The sequence below is a fragment of the Mycobacterium sp. RTGN6 genome (genome assembly GCF_033804605.1).
In the GTDB taxonomy this organism is placed as follows: Bacteria; Actinomycetota; Actinomycetes; order Mycobacteriales; family Mycobacteriaceae; genus Mycobacterium.
Window position 1 is genome coordinate 386,617 of sequence record NZ_JAPZKZ010000004.1, and the last position, 24,268, is coordinate 410,884.

At 67.9% G+C, this 24,268-nt stretch carries 24 protein-coding genes; 13 read left to right on the forward strand and 11 right to left on the reverse strand.

Annotated features, from left to right (window positions below):
* Positions 1–17 precede the first annotated feature (17 nt).
* Complete coding sequence (locus SLQ33_RS12710; RefSeq protein ID WP_319454189.1) at positions 18–407, forward strand: SRPBCC family protein; 390 nt, start codon at positions 18–20, stop codon at positions 405–407.
* Here SLQ33_RS12710 and SLQ33_RS12715 read toward each other — a convergent pair.
* Entirely contained in the window at positions 404–601 is a 198-nt protein-coding gene (locus SLQ33_RS12715) for a hypothetical protein (RefSeq protein WP_319454190.1), read from the reverse strand. The two genes, SLQ33_RS12710 and SLQ33_RS12715, sit on opposite strands and share 4 nt — an antisense overlap.
* 87 nt (positions 602–688) lie before the next feature.
* Here SLQ33_RS12715 and SLQ33_RS12720 point away from each other — a divergent pair, with 87 nt between their 5' ends.
* The gene (locus SLQ33_RS12720) at positions 689–1,126 is read left to right on the forward strand and encodes a nitroreductase family deazaflavin-dependent oxidoreductase (RefSeq protein ID WP_319454191.1); all 438 of its coding nucleotides are present in this window, start codon (positions 689–691) and stop codon (positions 1,124–1,126) included.
* Positions 1,127–1,168: 42 nt separating this feature from the next.
* Positions 1,169–2,458, forward strand: a complete 1,290-nt coding sequence (gene ilvA / locus SLQ33_RS12725) for a threonine ammonia-lyase IlvA (RefSeq protein WP_319454192.1) — start codon at positions 1,169–1,171, stop codon at positions 2,456–2,458.
* Position 2,459: 1 nt separating this feature from the next.
* Here the strand turns inward: ilvA and SLQ33_RS12730 are convergent, their stop codons facing one another.
* The 5 genes from SLQ33_RS12730 to SLQ33_RS12750 all read right to left on the reverse strand — a co-directional run bounded on the left by SLQ33_RS12730 (position 2,460) and on the right by SLQ33_RS12750 (position 11,291).
* Complete coding sequence (locus tag SLQ33_RS12730) at positions 2,460–2,906, reverse strand: hypothetical protein (protein ID WP_319454193.1); 447 nt, start codon at positions 2,904–2,906, stop codon at positions 2,460–2,462.
* 77 nt (positions 2,907–2,983) lie between these two features.
* The gene (treZ, locus tag SLQ33_RS12735) at positions 2,984–4,705 is read right to left on the reverse strand and encodes a malto-oligosyltrehalose trehalohydrolase (RefSeq protein WP_319454194.1); all 1,722 of its coding nucleotides are present in this window, start codon (positions 4,703–4,705) and stop codon (positions 2,984–2,986) included.
* Positions 4,698–6,986 carry a malto-oligosyltrehalose synthase gene (treY, locus tag SLQ33_RS12740; RefSeq protein ID WP_319454195.1) on the reverse strand — a complete coding sequence of 763 codons (2,289 nt, stop codon included), beginning with the start codon at positions 6,984–6,986 and terminating at the stop codon, positions 4,698–4,700. Before treY ends, treZ begins: the two co-directional genes overlap by 8 nt.
* A 3-nt stretch (positions 6,987–6,989) precedes the next feature.
* The gene (glgX, locus tag SLQ33_RS12745; RefSeq protein ID WP_319454196.1) at positions 6,990–9,119 is read right to left on the reverse strand and encodes a glycogen debranching protein GlgX; all 2,130 of its coding nucleotides are present in this window, start codon (positions 9,117–9,119) and stop codon (positions 6,990–6,992) included.
* Between the two features lie 30 nt (positions 9,120–9,149).
* Positions 9,150–11,291 (reverse strand): acyltransferase family protein, encoded by a 2,142-nt coding sequence (locus SLQ33_RS12750; RefSeq protein WP_319454197.1) that lies wholly within the window; start codon positions 11,289–11,291, stop codon positions 9,150–9,152.
* Between the two features lie 69 nt (positions 11,292–11,360).
* Here SLQ33_RS12750 and SLQ33_RS12755 point away from each other — a divergent pair, with 69 nt between their 5' ends.
* From SLQ33_RS12755 to SLQ33_RS12770, 4 genes are read left to right on the forward strand one after another with little or no spacing between them, the layout of a single operon-like run.
* Complete coding sequence (locus tag SLQ33_RS12755; RefSeq protein ID WP_319454198.1) at positions 11,361–12,653, forward strand: adenosylmethionine--8-amino-7-oxononanoate transaminase; 1,293 nt, start codon at positions 11,361–11,363, stop codon at positions 12,651–12,653.
* A gap of 29 nt (positions 12,654–12,682) precedes the next feature.
* Complete coding sequence (locus tag SLQ33_RS12760; RefSeq protein WP_319454199.1) at positions 12,683–13,834, forward strand: 8-amino-7-oxononanoate synthase; 1,152 nt, start codon at positions 12,683–12,685, stop codon at positions 13,832–13,834.
* 7 nt (positions 13,835–13,841) lie between these two features.
* On the forward strand, positions 13,842–14,522 hold the full coding sequence (bioD, locus tag SLQ33_RS12765) for a dethiobiotin synthase (protein WP_319454200.1): 681 nt from the start codon (positions 13,842–13,844) through the stop codon (positions 14,520–14,522).
* A complete protein-coding gene (locus SLQ33_RS12770) occupies positions 14,522–15,031 on the forward strand; it encodes a 2'-5' RNA ligase family protein (RefSeq protein WP_319454201.1) in 510 nt (169 codons plus the stop codon). Before bioD ends, SLQ33_RS12770 begins: the two co-directional genes overlap by 1 nt.
* Here SLQ33_RS12770 and SLQ33_RS12775 read toward each other — a convergent pair.
* On the reverse strand, positions 15,024–15,359 hold the full coding sequence (locus tag SLQ33_RS12775) for an MmcQ/YjbR family DNA-binding protein (protein ID WP_319454202.1): 336 nt from the start codon (positions 15,357–15,359) through the stop codon (positions 15,024–15,026). The two genes, SLQ33_RS12770 and SLQ33_RS12775, sit on opposite strands and share 8 nt — an antisense overlap.
* An 11-nt stretch (positions 15,360–15,370) precedes the next feature.
* Positions 15,371–15,979 (reverse strand): TetR family transcriptional regulator, encoded by a 609-nt coding sequence (locus SLQ33_RS12780; RefSeq protein WP_319454203.1) that lies wholly within the window; start codon positions 15,977–15,979, stop codon positions 15,371–15,373.
* Positions 15,980–16,029: 50 nt separating this feature from the next.
* On the opposite strand from SLQ33_RS12780, the gene bioB reads away from it, so the two are divergent.
* Genes bioB through SLQ33_RS12795 form a run of 3 tightly spaced genes read left to right on the forward strand, consistent with a single transcriptional unit; the run spans position 16,030 to position 17,955 of the window.
* A complete protein-coding gene (gene bioB, locus SLQ33_RS12785; protein ID WP_319454204.1) occupies positions 16,030–17,037 on the forward strand; it encodes a biotin synthase BioB in 1,008 nt (335 codons plus the stop codon).
* Positions 17,037–17,240 carry a hypothetical protein gene (locus SLQ33_RS12790; protein ID WP_319454205.1) on the forward strand — a complete coding sequence of 68 codons (204 nt, stop codon included), beginning with the start codon at positions 17,037–17,039 and terminating at the stop codon, positions 17,238–17,240. The genes bioB and SLQ33_RS12790 overlap by 1 nt, the downstream gene beginning before the upstream one ends.
* A 40-nt stretch (positions 17,241–17,280) precedes the next feature.
* Positions 17,281–17,955: a DUF2567 domain-containing protein gene (locus SLQ33_RS12795; RefSeq protein WP_319454367.1), complete on the forward strand. Its 675-nt coding sequence runs from the start codon at positions 17,281–17,283 to the stop codon at positions 17,953–17,955.
* Between the two features lie 66 nt (positions 17,956–18,021).
* Here SLQ33_RS12795 and SLQ33_RS12800 read toward each other — a convergent pair whose 3' ends face one another.
* The 3 genes from SLQ33_RS12800 to SLQ33_RS12810 form a co-directional block, all read right to left on the reverse strand.
* Entirely contained in the window at positions 18,022–18,522 is a 501-nt protein-coding gene (locus SLQ33_RS12800; RefSeq protein ID WP_319454206.1) for a DinB family protein, read from the reverse strand.
* Positions 18,523–18,631: 109 nt separating this feature from the next.
* Positions 18,632–19,984, reverse strand: coding sequence for a lipase family protein (locus SLQ33_RS12805; RefSeq protein ID WP_319454207.1), 1,353 nt, complete (start codon positions 19,982–19,984; stop codon positions 18,632–18,634).
* Between the two features lie 48 nt (positions 19,985–20,032).
* Positions 20,033–20,725, reverse strand: a complete 693-nt coding sequence (locus SLQ33_RS12810; protein WP_319454208.1) for an NUDIX hydrolase — start codon at positions 20,723–20,725, stop codon at positions 20,033–20,035.
* A 47-nt stretch (positions 20,726–20,772) separates the two neighbouring features.
* Between SLQ33_RS12810 and nadA the strand changes: the two genes are divergently transcribed.
* Genes nadA through nadC form a run of 3 tightly spaced genes read left to right on the forward strand, consistent with a single transcriptional unit; the run spans position 20,773 to position 24,247 of the window.
* Positions 20,773–21,822, forward strand: a complete 1,050-nt coding sequence (nadA, locus tag SLQ33_RS12815) for a quinolinate synthase NadA (RefSeq protein WP_319454209.1) — start codon at positions 20,773–20,775, stop codon at positions 21,820–21,822.
* Entirely contained in the window at positions 21,819–23,390 is a 1,572-nt protein-coding gene (locus SLQ33_RS12820; protein ID WP_319454210.1) for an L-aspartate oxidase, read from the forward strand. The genes nadA and SLQ33_RS12820 overlap by 4 nt, the downstream gene beginning before the upstream one ends.
* Positions 23,390–24,247, forward strand: a complete 858-nt coding sequence (gene nadC, locus SLQ33_RS12825; protein WP_319454211.1) for a carboxylating nicotinate-nucleotide diphosphorylase — start codon at positions 23,390–23,392, stop codon at positions 24,245–24,247. Before SLQ33_RS12820 ends, nadC begins: the two co-directional genes overlap by 1 nt.
* The last annotated feature ends 21 nt before the right edge of the window (positions 24,248–24,268 follow it).

Consider the following 24,268-nt stretch of genomic DNA (forward strand, 5'->3'; position numbering starts at 1 on the left):
TGCGCCACCATGAAGGAATGGATGACGACACGACTGTGGATCGCCAGACGTCACGACACGTCAGCGTCTGGATCGATGCGGCGTCCGACGTGGTGTACGCATTTGTCTCGGACCCGGCTCAGCTTCCGCGCTGGGCGGCCGGGCTCGCGGATCCAGCGCTGGCCGATGCCGAAGTCGAGTTCGCGCCATCGAACGAGTTCGGCGTGCTCGATCACGTCGTTCGGCTGCCGTCCGGCGAGGCGGTCTACAACCCGATGCGGGTGATACCGGCGGGCGGCGACGAGGCACGGTGCGAGGTGGTCTTCACGGTACGGCGACGGGCGGGTGTGTCCGACGCGGAGTTCGAGGCCGATGCCGCTGCGGTGGCGGCCGACCTCGAGACGTTGCGGGGGCTGCTCGCCGGTTAAGGCTGCGACGAGCGGAGCAGGCGCAGCGTCAGCCCGACGACGGTGCCGACGGTGGCGGCGGCCACGACCGCGGGGCCGGGGGTCATGGTGACGAGGCCGACGACGATGAGCACGACCAGGCCTGCGGCCAGTGCGGCCAGCTTGTAGACGGGCCACGGGACGCCCGCGATCCGTACCTCGGTGGGTGTCGTCACGGGTTTGACGATAGCTCGTATCTGAAGTTTCGGGCAACCGAAACGCTAAATCAGGGTCGGGTTTCTGCCGCGGCATAAGGTGGTGGGATGCCGCTCACCGGAGAATACGAACCAAGCACGTCGGACTGGGCCCGCGAGAACGCCGAGCAGTACATGGCATCGGGCGGAACCGAGGGGACCGAGCTCAAGGGCAGGCCGGTCATCCTGCTGACCACCATCGGCGCCAAGACCGGAAAGGTCCGCAAGACCCCGCTCATGAGGGTCGAGCACGACGGTGAGTATGCCGTGGTCGCCTCGCTCGGCGGCGCCCCCAAGCACCCGGTTTGGTACCACAACATCGTCGCCCACCCTCGCGTCGAACTGCAGGACGGCACGGCCACCAAGGAGTACGACTCCCGCGAGGTGTTCGGCGACGAGAAGGCCGTGTGGTGGGAGCGGGCCGTCGCGACCTGGCCCGACTACGCGGAGTACCAGACGAAGACGGACCGCCAGATCCCCGTGTTCCTGCTCACCCCGGCGAGCTAAACCCGTTTTCGCAGACGAGGCCTTTGGTGGCACCATTGACCGGTGTCCGCTGACCTGAGCCAGAGTCCTCGAACCAGTCCCGCCGCGCCCCTTCGCGCCGCGGACATCGACGACGCCGCTCAGCGAATTTCCGGCGTGGTTGCCGCGAGCCCCCTTCAGCTCAGTGATCGGTTGTCGGCGATCACGGGTGCCCAGGTCTACCTGAAGCGCGAAGACCTTCAAGCGGTGCGCTCCTACAAGCTGCGCGGGGCCTACAACCTGCTGATGCAGCTGACCCCGCAGGAGCTTGCGGCCGGGGTGGTGTGCTCCTCGGCGGGCAACCACGCCCAGGGCTTCGCACTGGCCTGTCGCTCGATGGGCATCCACGGCCGCGTCTACGTGCCCGCCAAGACGCCGAAGCAGAAGCGGGACCGGATTCTCTACCACGGCGGTGAGTTCATCGAGCTGATCGTGGGCGGCAAGACCTACGACGTCGCCGCGGCGGCCGCGCTCGACGACGTGGCCCGCACCGGGGCGACGCTGGTGCCGCCGTACGACGACGTCCGGACGATGGCCGGCCAGGGCACCATCGCCGTCGAGCTGCTCGATCAACTCGACCGCGAACCCGACCTGGTGATCGTGCCCGTCGGCGGTGGCGGCTGCATCAGCGGCATCACGACCTACCTCGCGGAGCGGACGAACAACACGTCGGTGCTCGGCGTGGAGCCGGCCGGCGCCGCCGCGATGGTGGCCGCACTGGCCACCGGTGAGCCCGTCACGCTGGAGCACGTCGACCAGTTCGTCGACGGCGCCGCAGTGGCCCGCGCGGGTGCGCTGCCCTACGCCGCCCTGGCCGCTGCCGGTGACATGGTGGCGATGACAACGGTCGACGAAGGTGCCGTCTGCACGGCGATGCTCGACCTGTACCAGAACGAGGGCATCATCGCCGAGCCCGCGGGCGCGCTGTCGGTCGCGGCCCTGCTCGAAGCCGACGTCACGCCGGGGTCCACCGTGGTGTGTCTGATCTCGGGCGGCAACAACGACGTGTCGCGCTACAACGAGGTGCTCGAGCGTTCGCTGGTGCATCTCGGCCTCAAGCACTACTTCCTCGTCGACTTCCCCCAGGAGCCGGGGGCGCTACGCCGGTTCCTCGACGAGGTGCTCGGGCCGAACGACGACATCACGCTGTTCGAGTACGTCAAGCGCAACAACCGCGAAACGGGTGAGGCGTTGGTCGGCGTCGAGTTGGGCTCGGCCGCCGACTTCGACGGTCTGATGGCCCGGATGCGCGAATCGGAGATGCACGTCGAGGCGTTGGAGCCGGGTTCGCCCGCGTATCGCTATCTGACGTGACCTAGCCGGTCGCCTCGAGGTGGTCCGTCATCGGTACCAGCGCCTCGTCGTTGGCGCGGAAGATGGGTTCGAGGGGAACGTCGAAACGTTCCGCCGAGGCGATCAGCGCGCTGTACCAGGCGCGGTCCGAGTGCGACAGTCCGCCGCGGCCCGGCCGCGTCAGCAGCAGCGCGACCGTGGTTCCGTCGCCGAACCTACCGATCAACGTGCTCAAGGCGGACATGAGCTCGTCCACCTGCGCGGGCACTGGCCTTGGCCCGATCTCGACGTCGGTCAGTACCTTGATCAGGCAACGATCTGGCCCGACGAACGCGAATCTCAAGAGGCGCTCGCCGAATCCGAGTTCCTGCATCAACGCGCGCCAGCGTTGCTTCAGGTCGGCGGGTGAGTAGATGGGATCGGTCGCCGAGTCGATGGGCGGAATCGGAAGGAAGTCGCGGTGGCTCACACCAGGATGATGCGCGTTTTCCGTCGACGCATGCGTGATCCATCCACAAGTGCTCCGGTTGTGGACGAAGGCTTGACTCAGCGCAGAATCGCGAACGAGTGGCCCGGCAGCTCGGTCGTCTCGCCGACCGTCGGTGCGGCCGACGCCAGCACCACCTCGCCCGACACGGGAACCCTGGCGGGATTCGTGCCGAGATTGCACGCGATCGCGAATGCACCGCGGCGCAACACGATCCAGCGCTGTTCCTCGTCGTACTCGACCGCGAGATGATCCAACCAGGGATCGGCGAAGTCGGGTTCGTCGTGGCGCAGCCTGATCAGTCCGCGGTAGAGCTCACGGAGTCTGGCATGCTCGCCGGCGGTCACCTCGGTCCAGTCCAGCTTGGACCGTCGGAACGTCTCGGGATCCTGCGGGTCGGGTACCTCGTCGGCCTCCCAACCGTGCTCGGCGAACTCGGCCTTGCGGCCTTCGGCCGTAGCCCGGGCCAACTCGGGCTCGGGGTGCGAGCTGAAGAACTGGAACGGACTCGTCGAGCCCCACTCCTCACCCATGAACATCATTGCGGTGTAGGGCGATCCAAGCGCCAACGCCGCCTTGACCGCAAGTTGCCCGGCGTCCAGGTTCTGCGACGGGCGGTCGCCCACTGCCCGGTTGCCGACCTGGTCGTGGGTCAGCGTGTACGCGAGCAGTCGGGTGGCTGGGATGCTCGCGGTGTCGAACGGGCGGCCGTGTCGGCGGCGGCGGAACGACGAGTACGTGCCCGCGTGAAAGTAGCCGTGGCGCAACGTGGTCGCGAGCGTCTCGAGTGACCCGAAGTCGGCGTAGTAACCCTGACGCTCGCCGGACACGGCGGTGTGGATGGCGTGGTGGATGTCGTCGTCCCATTGGGCCGTGATGCCGTAACCGCCGCGGTCCCGCGGGGTGATCAGTCGGGGGTCGTTGCGATCACTCTCGGCGATCAGCGACAGCGGCCGACCCAATTGCGCTGCCAATGCGTCGGTTTCGGTGGAGAGCTCCTCGAGGATGTGCACGGCCGTGGTGTCGACGAGGGCGTGCACGGCGTCGAGGCGCAGTCCGTCGGCGTGGAAGTCGCGCATCCACCGCAGGGCGCAGTCGACGATGTAGGTGCGCACTTCGTCGGCGTCGGCGTCGGCGATGTTGATGGACTCACCCCACGGATTTGTCCCCGAGGACAGATACGGGCCGAAACGCGGCAGGTAGTTGCCCGAGGGGCCGAGGTGGTTGAACACAGTGTCGATCACGACGCCGAGGCCACGTCCGTGGCAGGCATCGACCAACCGGACCAGTCCGTCGGGACCGCCGTACGGTTCGTGCACCGCGTACCAGAGCACACCGTCGTAACCCCATCCGTGGGTCCCGCTGAACGCGTTGACGGGCATGAGTTCGACGAAGTCGACCCCGAGTTCGACGAGATAGTCGAGCTTCTCGATGGCCGAGTCGAACGTGCCCGGCTGCGTGAAGGTGCCGACGTGGAGTTCGTAGATCACCGCACCTTCGATGGACCGCCCCGCCCAGTCCTGGTCGGTCCACGTCGCGGCCGACGCGTCCCACAGTTGTGAGCGTTCGTGGACGCCGTCGGGTTGGCGGGGGGACCGCGGGTCCGGCAGCACCTTCTCGTCATCGTCCAGGAGGAAGCCGTACCGGGCATCGGGTGGCACGTCGGCGTGGGCCCGCCACCAGCCGCCGTCGGACCGCGTCATATCCCGCCGCGTGCCGTCGACGTCGAGCCGCACGCGACGCGGCCGTGGTGCCCAGACCGAGAATTCGTGGTCAGCCACGCGCCAACTCCAGCAATGCCACCGGTAGTTCGTCGAACAGGTCGGCGACGGTGGCCACCTCGGAGTGCGGCCGTCCGGTGAGCCGGTCGGTCCATTGGCCGTCGGGGAGCGCTAGTGACGTGTCACCCCAGCCGGTTTCGGAGAGTTGCACGGTCCAGCGACTGACCGCCACCAACACGTCGTTTCCACGCAGGAATGCGATCACGTGTTCGCGCGCCTGTCCATCGGCGAGCACGGGTCGGTACTCACCCGAGGTGAAGGTGTCCGGCCGCTCGCGGCGCAACCGCAAAGCCGCGGCGGTGACCCGCATCTTGGGGTGTTCCATCGACCGCAGCGCCTTGCGCCGCGCCTCGTAGTCGACCGCCCTGCGGTTGTCGGGGTCGACGAGGCTGTCGTCCCACAGCTCGGTGCCCTGGTAGACGTCGGGTACGCCGGGTGAGGTGAGTTGGATCAGTTTCTGCCCCAACGCATCTGTCCGACCGTACTCGTCCATGCGGGCGACCAGTGACGTCAGTTCGCCGGCGACCGGTCCGTCGATCACCGCGTCCAGCCATGAGTGGACGGCCGACTCGAACTCGGCGTCGGGGTCGTTCCAACTGGTGTGCGTGGCGGCCTCGCGGATGGCCTTCTCGGCGTACGCATGCAGGCGCTGCTGCAGCTGCTCGGAGACGGCGCCGTCGGCCGGCCACACCCCGAAGATGTTCTGCCACAAGAATAGTGCCGTCGCGGCATCGGGGGGTGCCGTCTGCAACGTCCACCTCCCGACCAGTTCGGCCCACAGCGAGGGCACTTGGGACAGCACCCCGATGCGAGCGCGCACGTCCTCTCCGCGCTTGGTGTCGTGCGTCGACAGCGTGGTCATCGCCGACGGCCACAGCCGGCCACGAACGGTCGCCCGGTCGTGGAACTCGGCTGCGCCGACGCCGAACCACTCGGGCTCACCGCCGACCTCGTTGAGCGACACCAGTCGCGCATCCCGGTAGAAGAGGCAGTCCTCCATGGACTTGGCGGTCGAAGCGCCGCACAGCTGCTGCAGCCGGGTCGCCGCCTCGACGTCGATACCAACGGCGGTGGAAATGATCGCCAGCGGCTCGCCGAATTGCGGCTCCTTGGAGAGGGTTTCGGCGATTGCCACCGGTAGTACCGAGGCCAGGGACACGTAGTCGCAGCGGTACACGCCGATTTGGCTGAGCAGCGCCGCGACCGCCGGGGCAAGGTCGGGGTGCGTTGCCCCCGTCGCGGCGACGATGCGTCGGCACAGCCGGCCAAGTTCGCTGTGAAGCGTCTCGGTGGCGGCCTCGGCCTTCAGGGCCCTGGCGATCAATGGCGTCTCGGCGTAGGCGCCGCCGGGGGAGTCGACCAACGCGGTCAGTGCCTGCCTGCCCGTGGGATCGATGAACAGGCCACCGATCTCGCGCAGGGCGTCGTAGCCGGTGGTGCCCGCGACGGGCAGCGTGCGGTCCAGCGCTTCGTCGACGGCCAGGATCTTCTCGATCACGATCCAGGCGTCGGGTCCGGTGAGGTCGCGCAGCCAGGCGAGATAACCGGTCGGATCGGACAACCCGTCCGGGTGATCGATGCGCAAGCCATCGACGAGCCCTTCGTCGAACCAGCGCTTGACCTCGATATGCGTGGTGTCGAAGACCGCACGGTCCTCCTGGCGAAGCCCGGCCAGTGACGTGATGGAGAAGAACCGTCGATATCCGCACACGTTGTGGCGCCAGCCGATCAGGCGGTAGTGCTGGCGGGCGTGGACCTCGGGACCGCTACCCGCGCCGGTGCCCGCCGCGATGGGCCACGTCCGTCCGTCGAGGCGCAGCACGTCGCCGTCGACGGTGAGGTGCTGGGCGTCGTCGTCGGAACCGAGCACCGGCAAGATGATTCGGCCGTCGGGATCCAGCGTCCAGTCGATGTCGAAGTACGGGGCGTACGGTGACTCGCGGCCTTTGGCGAGCACGTCCCACCACCACGCGTTCTGCGTCGGGTCCTCGACGCCGACGTGGTTGGGCACGATGTCAACGATCAGGCCCAACCCTCGCGCGCGCGCCGCCTTCGACAGCCGAGCCAGGCCGTCGGCCCCACCGAGCGCGGGGGACACCTCGGTCGGATCGACGACGTCGTACCCGTGCGTGGAGCCCGCGGCGGCGGTCAGGATCGGCGAGAGGTAGACGTGGCTGACCCCGAGCTCGTCGAGATAGTCGAGCAGGCGCTCCGCATCGGCGAAGGTGAACTGATCGCCCCGCATCTGGAGCCGATAGGTCGCGAGTACGCGAGAGGCCATGCCTCAGGCCGTCTTACGCAGAATGACCACCGACCTGCCCTCGAGGGACAGTTGCTCACCGGCCTTGAGCACGACGTCGCTGTCGCCTCTCGGATGCGCGGTGTCGAACGTTCCGGTCCACTCGGTGGCGTAGCTGGCGTCGGGGGTGACGAACTCGACCGAGTCCGCTTGCGCGTTGAAGCACAACAGGAAGGTGTCGTCGACGACACGTTCGCCGCGCGCATTGGGAGCGGGGATGGCGTCGCCGTTGAGGAACATTCCGACGCACTTGAAACCCGAATTCCAGTCCTCGGGTGTCATCGGTATGCCCGCGGTGGTCAGCCAGGCGATGTCGCGGACCTCTTCGTCACCGCTGCGAATCAGCTTGCCGTCGAAGAACCGTCGGCGCCGAAACACCGGATGGTCCTTGCGCAATGCGGTCACCCGTTGCGCGAACTCCATCAGGTCCGCGTTGGTCTCGCACAGCGACCAGTCCATCCATGCGAGCTGGGAGTCCTGGCAGTAGACGTTGTTGTTGCCCAGTTGGGTGCGGCCGATCTCGTCGCCGTGGCTGATCATCGGCGTGCCTTGGCTGACCATCAGCGTCGCCAGGACGTTGCGCATCTGCCTGGCGCGCAACGCGAGAATGTCGGGATCGTTGGTGTGTCCTTCGACACCGCAGTTCCACGACCGGTTGTGGCTCTCGCCGTCGCGGTTGTCCTCGCCGTTGGCCTCGTTGTGCTTGTCGTTGTAGGACACCAGATCAGCGAGCGTGAATCCGTCGTGGGCCGTGACGAAGTTGATGCTGGCACTTGGCCGGCGACCCGTCGCCTCGTACAGGTCCGAAGACCCGGTGAGCCGGGAGGCGAACTCGTTGAGTGTCGCGGGCTCGCCTCGCCAGTAGTCGCGCACGGTGTCGCGGTACTTCCCGTTCCACTCGGTCCACAAACCGGGGAAGTTGCCGACCTGGTAACCGCCCTCACCGATGTCCCACGGCTCGGCGATCAGTTTGACCTGGCTGATCACCGGATCCTGTTGCACCAGATCGAAGAACGCACTCAGCCGGTCCACTTCGTAGAACTCACGGGCCAGCGTGGACGCCAGGTCGAAGCGGAACCCATCGACGTGCATGTCGAGCACCCAGTACCGCAGCGAGTCCATGATGAGCTGCAGGGTGTGCGGATGTCGGGCGTTGAGGCTGTTGCCGGTTCCCGTGAAGTCCTTGTACAGCTTCAGGTCTCCGTCGAGCAGCCGATAGTAGGCGGCGTTGTCGATGCCACGTAGGTTGATCGTGGGTCCCAGGTGGTTGCCTTCGGCGGTGTGGTTGTAGACGACGTCGAGGATGACTTCGATGCCGGCCTCGTGAAACGCGCGCACCATGGTCTTGAACTCGGCGACCGCGCCGCCCGCGCTCTGGTTGGCCGCGTACTGGAAGTGCGGCGCGAAGAAGCCAAACGTGTTGTAGCCCCAGTAGTTTCGTAGCCCGAGATCCAGTAGCCGATGGTCGTGCAGGAACTGGTGCACTGGCATCAACTCGATTGCCGTCACGTTGAGGGACTTGAGGTGGTCGATGATCACCGGGTGACTCAGTCCGGCGTACGTGCCGCGCTGGTGCTCTGGAATACCGGGGTGCGTCTGCGTCATGCCCTTGACGTGAGCCTCGTAGATGACCGTCTCGTGGTACGGCGTGTTCGGCGCGCGGTCGGAGGCCCAGTTGAAGAACGGGTTGATCACCACGCTCGTCATGGTGTGGCCAAGCGAATCGACCATCGGAGGCGTGCCGCCAGCGGCGAGGTCGGCTGCCTTCAGGTCATAGGAGAACAGCGCCTGGGTGAAGTCGAAGTCGCCGTGGAACGACTTGCCGTACGGATCCAGCAGCAGCTTGCTGGCATCGCAGCGATGGCCGGCAGGCGGATCCCACGGGCCGTGGACCCGGAACCCGTAGCGCTGCCCGGGAGTGACGGTCGGTAGGTAGGCATGCCAGACATAGCCGTCGACTTCGTCGAGGTCGACGCGTTCCTCGGTTCCGTCCTTTTCGATCAGGCAGAGCTCGACGCGTTCCGCGACTTCGGAGAACACCGAAAAGTTGGTGCCTGCACCGTCATAGGTGGCGCCAAGGGGGTACGCCGTACCCGGCCAGATGGCGGAGACCATGCTTATCAACGCTCCTCAAGTGCGCGGGCCTCACCACCAGCCGGTGGCTGCGGCGATCTGACGTCCCAATTCGTTGGTCATGGTGCGCATGTAGGTCGTGGTGAAGTGATGAGAATCGTGATAGATCAACACATTTCCCTCCACGGCGCGACAGTAGTCCTCACGGCACACCGCATCACTCATGTCGAGCGGCTTCAGCAGTGGGAACTGCGCGACGAAGTCCAGTGTGGGGTTGTGGTCGGACAGTACCGTGGAGCGTTCGATGCCGCAGGAGATGGCGTTGCCGCCGCTGGCGAGGCAGTCGGAGGGGAAGAACGGTTCGCCGTCACGGACCAGCCACGGGGTGTCACGCATTGCCAGCACGGGGATTCCGGCGTCGGCGAACCGCTGCCAGATGCCGATGTAGAAGCCGGGCATGACGTCGCCGTCCTTGATGTTCCACGGCCTGGTCGACGTCGTGAACACGTAGTCGGGATGGGCGGCGAGCAGTTCGGGCATGACTCGCTGGTTCCATTGGCGGCACTTCGGGTACGGCCGGTTGTCGCCCATCACCAAGGGTTTCTCCTCGGTCGTCAGCGGGCAGCCCATCTTGAGGTAGGTGACCACCTTGAAGTGGTGGCTGCGGCCGAGCGTGTCCAGCGCGGTGACCCAATGCTCGGCGTGCGACCCGCCTGCCAGGGCGATGGTGCGCGTGGCCGCTTGGTCGCCGTAGGTGCACTTGATGACGTCGGTCTGGTCGAAGTCGCTGATGCACCCGTCGGTGGTGGACTCCGGGATGTCGTCCTTGGCCTCCAGCACGGTGGGCCGCATGGGCAGTGTGGGGACCCGCGCGTGGTTGAGCAGTGCCCGGGCACCGGGATAGTCGCGCATCGAAAGGCTAGATAGTTCCTTGCCGTTCTCCCGCTGGACGGTCACGTGCTCGCGCCACGTGAACGACGTCGCGGTCAGCGCCACGCCCAGCAGCGTCACGATGGAGCCAAGCACGATCGTCGGGCGGCGCAACCGCGCCCACAGCGGGACGACGACCACGGCGGGACCCGCAGCAGGCGCGCGGTAGCGCAGTGGTTCCTCGACGAACTTCGTGGTGAGCCAGGCGAGCACGACGGAGCCGACCAGCACCCCAGCGCCGGTGCGGAAGTCCGCCTTGGTCTCGCCGGTGTACGCCAGCCAGAAGATCAGCAGGGGCCAGTGCCACAGGTACAGCGAGTAGGCCATCGAGCCAAGCGCTACGAACGGCTTGGTGGCCAGCAGCCGGTTCGGTACAGGCATTCGACCGGCAGTTCCCAACAGGTGTGGGTCGGCTCCGCGGTTGGCGGCGCTGAGGATGAACAGCATCGTCGCGCCGACGGGCACCAGTGCCCATGGGCCGGGGAACTCCTTGACGCCGTCGATGAAGGCGCCGCACGACAGGATCGCGGCCAACGCCACCACCGCGACGGTGGTCCGCAGCCACATCGGCCACCGCACGAACGGCACAAGCGCTCCGACCAACGCGCCAAGCAGCAGTTCCCAGCCGCGCGCGAAGCTGTTGTAGTACGCGGTGGACTGGTCGGCGTTGTGCGCGACTATCGCGTACCAGAACGACGCGATGGTGAGCGCGCTCAGCAGCACGATGAGTGACGTACGCACGTGGCTACCCAGCCGCTTGCGGAACAGGTACGCCCAGCCGAAGACCAGCGCCAGGAACGCGATGTAGAACTGGCCCTGCACCGACATCGACCAGATGTGCTGCAGCGGGCTGACCGCCTCGCCGGCGCGCAGATAGTTCGACGCGGTGTTGGCCAACTCCCAGTTCTGGTAGTACCCGAGGCTGGCCAGGCTCTGGTCGGCGAAGGTCTCCCAACGGGTTTCGGGCTGAACCAGGATGGTGAGCACCGCCGACGCGGCGAGCACCACCACGAGCGCCGGGAGCAGGCGCCGAACCAACCGCTTGAGCTCCGGGCCCGGGGCCAGTGAACCGCTCGGGTTGATCGCCGCACGCAGCAGGCGGCCGCCGAAGAAGAAGCCCGATAGCGCCAGGAACACGTCTACGCCACCGGACACCCGCCCGAACCAGATGTGAAAGATGGCGACGAGCGCAATCGCGACGCCGCGGAGGCCGTCGAGGTCGTGTCGATAGAAACCCGATTTGCGCGTACCCATGGCAGGTCGGGGCGGGGCGAGGGTGTTCATGGTCGACGGCCAATCTACCTAACCTCGGCGGTTCCGCTCATTCTGAGAGTGCGCTTAGGCTCGGTGGTTGTGCCCGCGTTGACCCCCGAAGAGATCAGTGCGATCGACGCCGCCCACGTGTGGCATCCATACAGCACGATCGGCGCCGAGGCGATGCCGCCCGTCGTCGCGGTCGGCGCCAAGGGCGCATGGCTGACCGTGATCGACCGGGGCCACCCCGTCGAGGTGATCGACGCGATGAGCTCGTGGTGGACCGCGATCCACGGGCACGGCCATCCCGTGCTCGACGCCGCGGTCACCAAGCAGCTGGCCACGATGAATCACGTCATGTTCGGGGGGCTCACGCACGAGCCGGCCGCGCGGCTTGCGCAGTTGCTCGTCGAACTCACGCCCGCTGGGTTGGACACCGTCTTCTTCAGCGACTCGGGTTCGGTGTCCGTCGAGGTGGCGGTGAAGATGGCGCTGCAGTACCAGCGCAGCCTCGGCAGACCCGCCAAGCACAAGCTGATGACGTGGCGTGGCGGCTACCACGGCGACACGTTCACGCCGATGAGCGTCTGCGACCCGGACGGCGGGATGCACTCGCTGTGGACCGACGTCCTGATTCCCCAGGTGTTCGCTCCCGCGGTGCCCGCGGAGTACGACGCCGTCTACAGCGCCGAGTTCGAGCGCCAGCTCGCCGAGCACGCCGCCGAGCTCGCCGCGGTCATCGTCGAGCCGGTGGTGCAAGGTGCGGGCGGGATGCGCTTCCATGACCCTCGCTACCTTTCCGATCTGCGGGACGCGTGCTCGCGACACGACGTACTGCTGATCTTCGACGAGATCGCCACGGGCTTCGGCCGGACGGGGGCGTTGTTCGCCGCCGAGCATGCCGGGGTAAGTCCGGACGTCATGTGCGTCGGGAAGGCCATGACCGGCGGCTACCTCACCTTGGCGGCGACGCTGTGCTCCGCCGAGGTCGCGCACGCGATCAGTTCGGGCGAACCGGGTGCGCTGATGCACGGGCCGACCTTCATGGCCAACGCGCTGGCGTGTGCGGTGTCGGTGGCCTCGGTGGAACTGCTGCTGGAATCCGATTGGCGGGGCAGGGTTTCGGCGATCGAGCGGGGGCTGCGCGACGGGCTGGCCCCGGCGCGGGGCTTGCCCGGTGTCGCCGACGTCCGGGTGCTCGGCGCCATCGGCGTCATCGAAATGGATCGACCGGTCGACATGCGCGTCGCGACGGCGACGGCCCTCGAGCACCGCGTGTGGCTGCGGCCCTTCCGAAACCTGGTGTACGCGATGCCGCCATACGTCTGCACCGACGACGAGGTCGCACAGCTCACCTCGGCGATGGTCGGCGTCGCCCGTGCGTTAACCTGAACGCTGTTCAATTGGACGAAAGGTGGCCGGTGTCGACGCGCGCAGGGTTGTCCCCGTTGTCCTGGCTCGACGAGGTCGAGGCACAGCGCCGATCCGCCGGGCTGAGGCGGTCACTGCGCACCCGTCAGCCCGTCGGCGCCGAACTCGACCTGGCGTCCAACGACTACCTCGGCCTGTCCCAACACCCCGACGTCATCGAAGGCGGCGTGGAGGCCCTGCGCACCTGGGGGGCCGGGTCCACCGGCTCGCGGCTGGTCACGGGTAACACCGAACTCCACGAGGAATTCGAGCACGCGCTCGCCGAGTTCGTCGGAGCCGAGTCGGCGCTGGCGTTCTCGTCGGGCTACACCGCGAACATGGGCGCCGTGGTCGCGTTGACCGGCGCCGGGTCACTGTTGGTCTCCGACGCGCTCACCCACGCCTCGCTGGTCGACGCCTGTCGGTTGTCACGCGCCCGCGTGGTCGTCACGCCCCACCGCGACGTCGACGCCGTCGAGGCGGCGCTGAGCGGCCGCGCCGAGGAGCGCGCCGTCGTCGTCACCGAATCGGTGTTCAGCACGGACGGGGCGCTGGCCCCGCTGCGCGCCCTGCACGACGTCTGCCGTCGCCACGGAGCCCTGTTGATCGTCGACGAGGCGCACGGACTGGGCGTGCGTGGGGACGGCGGCCAGGGCTTGGTGCACGAAGTCGGGCTGGCGGGTGCCCCCGACGTGGTGATGACGACGACGCTGTCCAAGGCGTTGGGCAGCCAGGGTGGCGTCGTGCTCGGCCCGCGCGCGGTGCGCGACCACCTGATCGACGCCGCCCGCCCATTCATCTTCGACACCGGGCTCGCGCCTGCCGCCGTTGGCGCTGCGTTGGCCGCCCTGCGGGTGCTTCGTGCGGAGCCGGCGCGGGCCGCCGCGGTACTGCGGCACGCCGCGATCCTGGCCGGCGTGTGCGACGTCGCCGAACCACCTGCCTCGGCGGTGGTGTCCGTCATCCTCGGCGCACCCGAGGTGGCGCTTGCCGCGGCGACCGCCTGCCTCGACCGTGGCGTCCGCGTCGGGTGCTTCCGTCCCCCGACGGTGCCCGCGGGCACGTCCCGGTTGAGGCTGACCGCGCGCGCCTCGCTCAGCGCCGAGGAACTCGACCTGGCGCGGCGCGTGCTGACGGAAGTGCTGTCGACGGCTCGCCCGTGAGCCCGCAATGAGCGTCGTCGTCATCACCGGCACGGACACCGGTGTCGGCAAGACCATCGCCACCGCGACTCTGGCCTGCCACGCCCGACTCGCGGGTCTCGACGTCGCCGTGTGCAAGCCGGTGCAGACCGGGACCGCCGACGGCGACGACGATCTGGCCGAGGTGGCGCGGCTGTCCGGGGTGACGGCCCTTGCGCCGGGCTGGCGCTATCCCGAACCGCTCGCGCCGGTCGCCGCCGCGCACCGAGCGCAAATGGCGCTTCCGACACGCGCCGAAATGCTCGGACTCGTCACGGATACCGACCGGCCGGGGCGGCTGACCCTGGTCGAAGGTGCCGGTGGGCTACTGGTCGAGCTTGGCGCCGACGGCGTGACGTTGCGGGACCTGACCGGCGCGTTACAGGCGTCGGTGCTGCTCGTCGTCGGCCCTGGGCTCGGTACGCTCAATCACACCGTACTGAACCTGGAAGCGCTTGCTGCGCAAGCCATTCCGTGCGTAGGACTGATCATTGGTTCGTGGCCGAATGAACCGGGGGTCGCCGAGGTCGACAATCGCGGCGCACTAGGCCGGCTGACGCCGGTGCGTGCGGCGCTGCCCGAAGGAACGGGTCGGTTGAGCGCGGTTGACTTCGAGTCGATGAGCGCGTCGGCCTTTGACCCTGCCTGGGTGGCGGGCCTGGTGGGCTGATGGTCCACTCCGTCGAGCTGGTCTTCGACCCGGACACCGAGGCCACGATCCGGCACATCTGGGACGAGCTGCGCGACGCGGGGATGCCCAGTCAGACTCCGGCAAGCCGCCCACACGCGACGCTGACCGTCGCCGAACGCGTCGACCCCGAGGTGGACGCGCTGTTGCGGCCATTGATGACTCGCTTTCCGTTCACTTGCCGGATCGGCGCGCCAGTCGTGTTCGGCAGGTCCAACGCGGTGCTTGCGCGAATGCTGGTGCCGACGGCCGAGCTGCTGATGGTGCACGCCGAGGTGCACCAGCTGTGCCTGCCGCATCTGCAGCCCGGCCCGATGGCCAACGTGATCCCCGGGCAGTGGACGGCACACGTCACCATGGCCAGACGGGTCGCGCCCGACGAGCTGGACCGGGCGGTGCGGATCATCGGCAGGCCGCAGGAGATCGCCGGCAGCGTCGTCGGGCTGCGCCGCTGGGTTGGCGATACGAAGCTTGAGTATCCGATCAGCTGACGGAGTCAGAAATCTTCTTGGGTACGCACATTCGCCATCCGTCGATCACCAATTCGCGGAGTTCCTCGAGATCGATCGCGTCCAGCCGGACGTGGATCCAGTTGTATCTCATGTCCGACGTGCGCGGCAGCGTGAACTTGTCCGGCTCGGCGGCCACCATCGCCGCTCGTTCCTCTTTGGGAAAGGCCACGCCCATCACGGTCTCGTCGCGGGAGAACGCGACATACACGAGCTGCCCGACTCGAAACTTGATCTGATCGCGCACCAGGACTTCGTAGGATCTCGGCAGGTTCGAGGTGATGCGCCGCACCTCGTCCACGGTGATCATGTCCTTGGACGCTAGTCCGAGGGTCGGACACCGACGTCGGCTCGCACCGTCGGCGCCGCATGCGCCACGCCAGTAACCAGCAGTCGAAGTCCGAATGCGAAACGGCCGTTGGGGTTCGATGCGAGCACGGACTGTTCGTCGGGCAGCGCACCGACGGCGTCCCACTGCAGTCGGGACTGCTCGTCGGCGGTGAAGCCGAGCACGTAGTAGAGCACCGTGCGGGCGGCGAGGTCGGCGTGCGCGTGCTCGAGGCCCGCGTCCGCTGCGGCGGAGCCGAGCCGGGCGAGCACCTCGGCCACCGCACCCGACTTGCCAGCGGCGAAGCTGGCCGAGACCAGTTCGGCGCCGTCGGTTCGCGACAGCAGCGCGTTGCGCAAGGCCGAACCGATGGCCATCAACCGATCTTGCCAGTCCGCCTCGGGTTCGAGGCCGGCCGTTGGCTCGAGGATTCCGTCGGCGACGGCGCCGAGAAGCTCCTGCTTGTCGGCGAAGTGCCAGTAGAGGGCGCCGGGGCTGACGTTGAGCTCGCGGGCGAGCCTGCGCATCGTCAGATCGGCGAGCCCATAGTCGTCGAGGAGTTGTGTGGCCTTGGCGACCACGTCGTGTCGGTGCACTTGCACACCTGTAGCCTAAACACCGTTCAAGTTCTTCGGTTCAGGAGGTAGTGCGGGTGACGCAGGCGGCGCTCGACGTGTTGGGATTGGCTCGCGAGCAGGTGCTCGAGCGCGGCGAAGGCCTGACCCAGGACCAGGTCCTTGCGGTCCTTCAGTTGCCCGACGACCGGCTCGAGGACCTGCTGGCCCTGGCCCACGACGTCCGGATGAAGTGGTGCGGTCCCGAGGTCGAGGTCGAGGGCATCATCAGCCTCAAGACGGGCGGATGCCCCGAGGATTGCCACTTCTGTTCACAGTCCGGGCTCTTCGCGTCCCCGGTGCGCAGCGCCTGGCTGGACGTGCCGAGCCTGGTAGAGGCCGCCAAGCAGACCGCGAAGTCCGGTGCGACGGAGTTCTGCATCGTGGCCGCGGTGCGCGGTCCCGACGAGCGGCTGCTGGCGCAAGTCGCCGCGGGCATCGAAGCGATCCGCAACGAGGTCGACATCCAGATCGCCTGTTCGCTCGGCATGCTCACCCAGGAGCAGGTGGACCGCCTCTCCGAGATGGGCGTGCACCGCTACAACCACAACCTCGAGACGGCCCGGTCGTTCTTCCCCAACGTCGTCACGACACACACCTGGGAAGAGCGCTGGGGCACGTTGGAGATGGTGCGTGAGGCGGGTATGGAGGTGTGCTGCGGCGGCATCCTCGGGATGGGCGAGACGTTGGAGCAGCGCGCCGAGTTCGCCGCGAACCTCGCCGAGCTCAACCCGCACGAGGTGCCGCTCAACTTCCTCAATCCGCGCCCGGGGACGCCGTTCGGCGACCTTGACGTGCTGCCCGCCGCCGAGGCGCTCAAGGCCGTGGCCGCATTCCGGCTGGCGTTGCCGCGCACCATGTTGCGCTTCGCCGGCGGTCGCGAGATCACCCTCGGCGACCTGGGTGCCAAGCAGGGCATTCTCGGCGGCATCAACGCCGTCATCGTCGGCAACTACCTGACCACGCTCGGGCGCCCGGCGGAGTCCGACCTCGAGTTGCTCAACGATCTGCAGATGCCGATCAAGGCGCTGAACGCCAGCATCTAGTGACGGATGCGAAGTACAACGTCTACACGGGCGAGCCGGCGGGCGGGTTGACTCCCACCGCGGCTCAGCTGGGGCTGGAGCCACCGCGGTTCTGTTCAGAGTGTGGCAGGCGGATGATCGTTCAGGTGCGCCCCGATGGTTGGTCGGCCAAGTGTTCGCGACATGGTGTGTTGGATTCGAAGGACCTCGATGACAGGCGATGAGCGCTTGCGCGAAGAGCAGATTGGCACCGATGAGCTAGTGATGAGCGGGCAGGACGAAGTTCCGCCTGTCGTGCTCGCCGCGCCCGTCGATGACGTTGCGCCGAGCCGCCTTTCCCGCCGCGGCGCCTTCCTGCGCGTGGTGGTCGGGCTCGCGCTTGCTGGGGTGCTCGTCGGTGCGCTGTGGGCTTGGCTAGCGCCGTCGGTCCAGGGCGTCGTCGCATTGACGCGTGGTGGTGAGCGGATCCGCGGATTCGTCGGCGACGAAGCCGATCACTTGTTCGCCGCGGCGTTCGTGATGCTGGGCTTCCTGAGCGTGCTGGCGGTGGTGTCGGCGGCACTGGTGTGGAAGTGGCGATCGCGCCGGGGTCCGGCGATGGTGAGTGCGCTGACGGTGGGCACGATGCTGGCGGCCGGAGCCGCGACGGGCGTCGGCGCCGTCTTGGCGCACTGGCGCTACGGGACGGTCGACGTCGCGGGCGCACCGGTCACCCCGGAACACCGCGTGCACTACGTCGTCGAGGCGCCGGGAGTGTTCTTCGGCCACACGGCGTTGCAAATCGCCGCGACGATCGTCGTCCCGGCCGGGCTGGGCGCGTTGTTCTACGCGATCGCCGCGTTGTCGAGCACTCGGGACGATCTCGGCGTGGGCGCTATTGATCCAGTGCCGACAGCGGTCGTCGTCCCACCGGACGTCCCGCAAGCACCTTCGCGCTGATCACGCCGATCGTCTGCTGGGTGAACTCGAGGAGGTCCTCGCTTGGGCCACCCGTTGGCCAGCGAGTCATCGACCGGTCGTGCCGTCGGCGAGTTCCCGCAGGATGTCCAGGTGGCCAGCGTGCCTGCCGGTCTCCTCGATCATGTGCACCAGAGCCCAGCGCATCGACGGTGCGTCCATACCTTTGGTCGGTCGTGCTGACGCGGACTCGAGGTCCCCACACGCCGTGATGACGCGGTTGGCCTGCGCAATGGCTTCGCGATACGCATCGACCAGCAGGTCGACGGTCTCGTCGGGCCCGGCGTGAAACGTCGCCGGCCAGTCGGTCACTGTTTCGCCGAGAAACGTGTACCGCTCTACGTGCGCCAGATGTTTTAGCAAGCCAAGCAGATTGGTGCCTGACGGCACGCCGGGAGTCCGGACCAACGGTTCCGGAACACCGCGCACTTTCTCGATGACGCACGCTCGCAGGTAGTCAAGGAACCCGACGAGGACGTCCTCCTCGGCAACACCGGTTCGGGGTGGCCTTGCGTCCCGGCGGCTGCCGTGTCGTGCTGAATCTGTCATGCCATCGAGAGTGGAACAAGAAGCGCGCGCTGCCAACAATTCTTGCTCAAATGGCAAGAATGAATTGTGAATCCGAGCATCGCCGACAACGCCTGCGGTGGGTAGCGAGCTATTGATCCAGTGCCGACAGCGGTCGTCGTCCCACCGGACGTCCCGCAAGCACCTTCGCGCTGATCATGCCGAGCCGCAGCATGCCGCGGTAGGTGGAGGGATTGAGCATCGTCGGCCACTTCGTGCGCGCACGATGTTCGGAGACGGGCAGGCCGGCGAAGCGGTCCTGCAGCCAGCGCAGCGTCATGGGTGCCGAAAGCGGATGCAGCAGCAGGTGTTCGCTGAGCGCGTCGCGGTGGTAGGTGACGTTGGTGCCGCCCGCGCTGTAGGCAGCGGCGAGGTCGTCGATCACCTCGACGGAGATGAGCTCGTCGTGCACGGCCTGCACGATCAGGACGGGAATGCTGGGCGCCTTGGTGCCCAGTTTGATGCTGTCGAAGACGTGCCGCACCTCGGGGGTGGCGAGGATCCGCTCCAGCGGCCAGTCGACGAGGTCGTCCATGTCCTTGCGGATGAGCCGCAGAACGGCGCCTGCGGTGGTCATCGTCTCGAGGTGTTTCAGCATGGCCTTGCCCTCGTCGGTGGCGTGCTCGGCGATGATGCGGTCGAGGTCGGGATACACGTGCGACAACGCGGCGACGACCATCGCGGGCAGTCCGGAGAAGAACGTGCCGTTGAGTCGTCTGAACGTGTGCCCGAGGTCGCCGACGGGTGATCCGAGCACCGCGCCGACGACGTTGAGGTCGGGTGCGTAGTCGGTCTGAACCTCGGCGGCCCATGCGGTGGCGAGCCCGCCGCCGGAGTAGCCCCAGAGCCCCACCGGCGCATCGGCGGACAGGTTGAGCGGCTTGTAGTTGAGCGCCGCGCGCAGTCCGTCGAGCACGTGGTAGCCGGGTTCGTAGGGGGCACCCCAACTTCCGGCCAAGCCCTCGTGATCGGGCACCGACACCGCCCAGCCCTCGGCGAGGGCGGCGGCAACCAAGAGGAACTCGAACTGCGCAACGGCCCCGACCGCGTGGGCCCCGCGGCGGAATGCATACGAGGGGAAGCACCGTGCGGCGACGGCGTCGATGGCGCACTGGTACGAAACGATCGGGCATGGCCGCTCGTCGGTGCGGTCGGTGGGCGCGATCACCGTGGTGACCGTGGCCTGCGGCAAGCCGTTGAGGTCGGTGGTGCGGTAGAGCAATTGCGTGGCGACGAGTTTCTGTGGCACCAGGCCGAGGAACGCCACCTGCACGTCGCGGGACCGCAGCACGGTGCCGGGTCGGGCGTGTTCGAACCCTGGGGGCGGGAGGTAGAACGGATCGTCGGGGGGCAGTACCGCCCGGTCCTTGGGCCGCAGCGCCTCATGAGGTGCCTGGCCGATCCACTCGGCGCCGGTCGACATGGCTGCGTTGCCAAGATCCATCCGGTCATTCTCTCTTAACGAAACCTTAAAAACCAATTCGGGGTCCCGTCACGTCGGCGGGCGCAGGGCGGCGAACTCGTCGGTGACGCGGTAGGTGTCCTCCACGAACCGGTAGAGCGCGGCAGGTCGGCCGCCGCTGCGGCCCGATCTGGCGGTGGTGCCGGTGGGCGTGATGACGCCGCGACGGGCGAGTACTCGCTGCAGGTTGGTGGCGTCGACCTGGTGACCCAACGCGGCGCTGTAGATGTCCCTCAGCGTCGAGAGTGCGAATTCCCGTGGCGTCAAGGCGAATCCGATGTTCGTATACGAGAGCTTGGCAACGAGGCGGGTGTGGGCGTTGAGGATCATCGTCTTGTGGTCGAACGCCATCGGCGGCAAGGCGTCGACCGGGTGCCAACGCGTATCGGGCGGCAGCTCCGGGGTGGCGGGGGAGGGCACCAACCCGAGGAAGGTCGAGGCGATGACGCGGTCGCCTGGCACGCGGGCCGGTTCGCTGAACACTGCGAGCTGCTCGAGATGGGTCAACTCACGCAGGTCCACCTTCTCGGCGAGTTGACGCCGGACTGAACTCGTCATGTCCTCGTCGTGCCGCAGCTGGCCGCCGGGCAGCGACCACGCGCCGCGCTCCGGTTCCATGGCCCGCTCCCACAGGAGCACGCTCAGCTGCGGCTTTCGTGTCGACAACTGCCGAACTTGGAACACGACGGCGAGCACTTCGTGGGCAGTGCTACGATTGGGCATGTTTTCGATCATAAGTCGAAAACCTGGTCCGATCAAAGGAGACGGCAATGACGGTGTTGGACCACACCGCGGAGTCACGAAGCGGATGGGCCGCCCAGATCACCAATGGGCCCGGCGGCTACGGCGGCGTCATCGCCGACGAGGAGTGGGCCGCCGAGGTTCGACGGCTCGCCACGCAACGCAACGCGACCCTGCTGGCGCACAACTACCAGCTGCCCGCCATCCAGGACGTGGCCGACCACGTCGGTGACTCGCTGGCGCTCTCGCGCATCGCGGCCGAGGCGCCCGAGGACACCATCGTCTTCTGCGGCGTGCACTTCATGGCCGAGACCGCCAAGATCCTCAGCCCCTCCAAGACCGTGCTGATCCCCGATCAGCGGGCCGGCTGCTCGTTGGCCGACTCGATCACCGCCGCCGACCTGCAGGCGTGGAAGGACGAACACCCCGACGCCGTCGTGGTCTCCTACGTCAACACCACCGCGGCAGTGAAGGCGCTGACGGACATCTGCTGCACCTCCTCGAACGCCGTCGAGGTGGTGGCCTCCATCCCGGCCGACCGTGAGGTGCTGTTCTGCCCGGACCAGTTCCTCGGCGCGCACGTCCGGCGCATCACCGGCCGCAAGAACCTCCACGTGTGGGCCGGCGAATGCCACGTGCATGCCGGGATCAACGGCGACGAACTCGCCGACAAGGCGCGTGCCCATCCCGACGCCGAACTCTTCGTGCACCCCGAATGTGGTTGCGCGACTTCGGCGCTCTACCTCGCGGGTGAGGGTGCGGTGCCCGAGGAGCGCGTGAAGATCCTGTCCACGGGCGGCATGTTGGACGCCGCACGCGAGACGAAGGCCAGCCAGGTGCTCGTCGCCACCGAGGTGGGCATGCTGCACCAATTGCGCCGCGCCGCACCAGACGTCGAGTTCCTTGCGGTCAACGATCGCGCGTCCTGCAAGTACATGAAGATGATCACCCCCGCGGCGCTGCTGCGGTGCCTCGTCGACGGCGCCGACGAAGTGCACGTCGACCTCGAGACGGCTCGGCTGGCAAGCGCGAGCGTGCAACGCATGATCGAGATCGGGCAGCCCGGCGGCGGCGAATGACCTGCGGCGGAGTCGGCTACTGGCAACAGCGGGCCGACGTCGTCGTCATCGGCACCGGCGTTGCCGGACTCGCCGCGGCGTTGGCCGCGCACCGGGCCGGTCGCCGAGTGGTGGTGCTGAGCAAGGCGAGTGAGACTGCAACCTTCTACGCCCAAGGCGGCATCGCCGTCGTGATTCCGCAGACCGACGACTCCATCGAGGCGCACGTCGCCGACACGTTGGCCGCGGGTGGGGGCCTGTGCGACCCCGAAGCGGTGACGTCCATCGTCTCGTCGGGCTACGGGGCCGTCGCGGAACTGGTCGACGACGGAGCTCGTTTCGACGAGACGGCGCCGGGCCAGTGGTCGTTGACCCGCGAGGGCGGACACTCCCGCAGGCGGATCATCCACGCGGGCGGGGACGCCACCGGGGCCGAGGTGCAACGTGCGCTCGACCGTGCCGCGGCGACATTGGACATCCGACGCAATCACGTTGCGCTGCAAGTGCTTCAGCACGACGGTGCGGTGACTGGGGTGTTGGTGAGCAACCCCGACGGGCTCGGAGTGCTGCACGCACCCTCGGTCATCCTCGCCACGGGAGGCCTCGGCCATCTGTTCTCGGCGACCACGAACCCCGAGGGCTCGACCGGCGACGGGGTGGCGCTGGCACTGTGGGCCGGACTGCCGGTCAGCGACATCGAGTTCATCCAGTTCCACCCAACGATGCTGTACGACGGGCAGGCGGGCGGGCGACGGCCGTTGATCACCGAGGCACTCCGCGGTGAGGGCGCGATCTTGCTCGATGCGCGGGGCGACTCCATCACGGCGGGCGTTCACCCGATGGGCGACCTCGCGCCGCGCGACGTCGTCGCTGCGGCGATCGATGCGCGGCTCACCCAGACCGGCGACCCGTGTGCGTATCTCGATGCGCGGTCGATTCCCGACTTCGGCCGACGGTTCCCGACGGTGACCGCCGCGTGCCGGGCCGCGGGCATCGACCCCACGCGCCAACTGATTCCGGTGGTCCCAGGAGCGCACTACAGCTGCGGCGGCGTCACCACCGACGTTCACGGTCGCACCGGACTCGCGGGCCTGTATGCGGCAGGCGAGGTGGCCCGCACCGGCATGCACGGAGCGAACCGGCTGGCGTCCAACAGCCTGCTGGAGGGCCTCGTCGTAGGTGGCCGCGCGGGCAAGGCCGCCGCGCGGCAAGCCGCCGAGTCCGGTGGCCCCACCGCAAAGGTCGCCGAACCCGTTGTCCGCAAGCGGCTTTCCCGTGGCGAGCTCCAGGCCGCCATGTCCCGCGACGCGTCGGTGGTCCGCGACGCCGACGGGCTGCGGACGCTCGGTGAGCTCCTCGCCCACGCGCCTGATCGGCCGACGGTCCATCGGGCAGAGCTCGAGGACGCCGCGCTGACCGCTACGGCCAGTGCCGTCGCGGCGGCCGCGCTCGAGCGCACCGAATCCCGCGGCTGTCACCACCGATCGGATCATCCGGAGCTCGATCCGGCCCGCGCCATCAGCACGTCGGTGCGTATCGGCCCCTCCGGACGGCCGGTGGTCGAACAGCCCGCAGCGGCGTGCTGCTGATGGCGTTGACGGACGACGAACTGGCTGAAGCGCGCGCCACGATCGCACGCGCACTCGATGAGGACCTGCGCTACGGCCCCGACGTCACCTCACTCGCGACGGTGCCTTCCGACGCCACCACGATCGTCTCGATGGCCACGCGGGAGGCCGGGGTGGCCGCGGGGGTCGACATCGCACTGCTGGTGCTCGACGCGGTCCTCGGCGCCGACGAGTACCGCGTCGTGCACCGCGTTGAGGACGGCACCCGCTTGGCACCCGGCGACGCACTGCTGACCGTCGACGCACGTACGTGCGATCTGCTCACGGCTGAGCGCACCATGCTGAACCTGGTGTGCCACCTGTCCGGAATCGCGACCGCGACGGCGCACTGGGTGGAGGCCGTGGAAGGGACCCACGCGAAGATCCGCGACACCCGCAAGACGCTGCCCGGACTTCGACTGCTGCAGAAGTACGCGGTGCGCGTCGGCGGTGGCGTCAACCACCGGATGGGCCTGGGCGACGCGGCCTTGATCAAGGACAACCACGTCGCCGCGGCGGGCGGGGTGCTTGCGGCGCTGCGTGCCGTCCGGGCCGCCGCCCCGGACCTGCCATGCGAGGTCGAAGTCGACTCACTCGAGCAGCTCGACGAGATCTTCGGCGAGCACGTCGAACTCGTCCTGCTGGACAACTTCCCGGTGTGGCAGACGCAGATCGCGGTCCAGCGCCGCGACGCCAAGGCGCCTGGCACCAAACTCGAGTCCTCGGGCGGACTTTCGCTCGAATCAGCGGCCGCGTACGCCGGAACCGGAGTCGACTACCTGGCCGTCGGCGCGCTCACCCATTCGGTACGAGTGCTCGACGTCGGGCTGGACGTCTAACGGCGAACGGTGGCCGCCGAG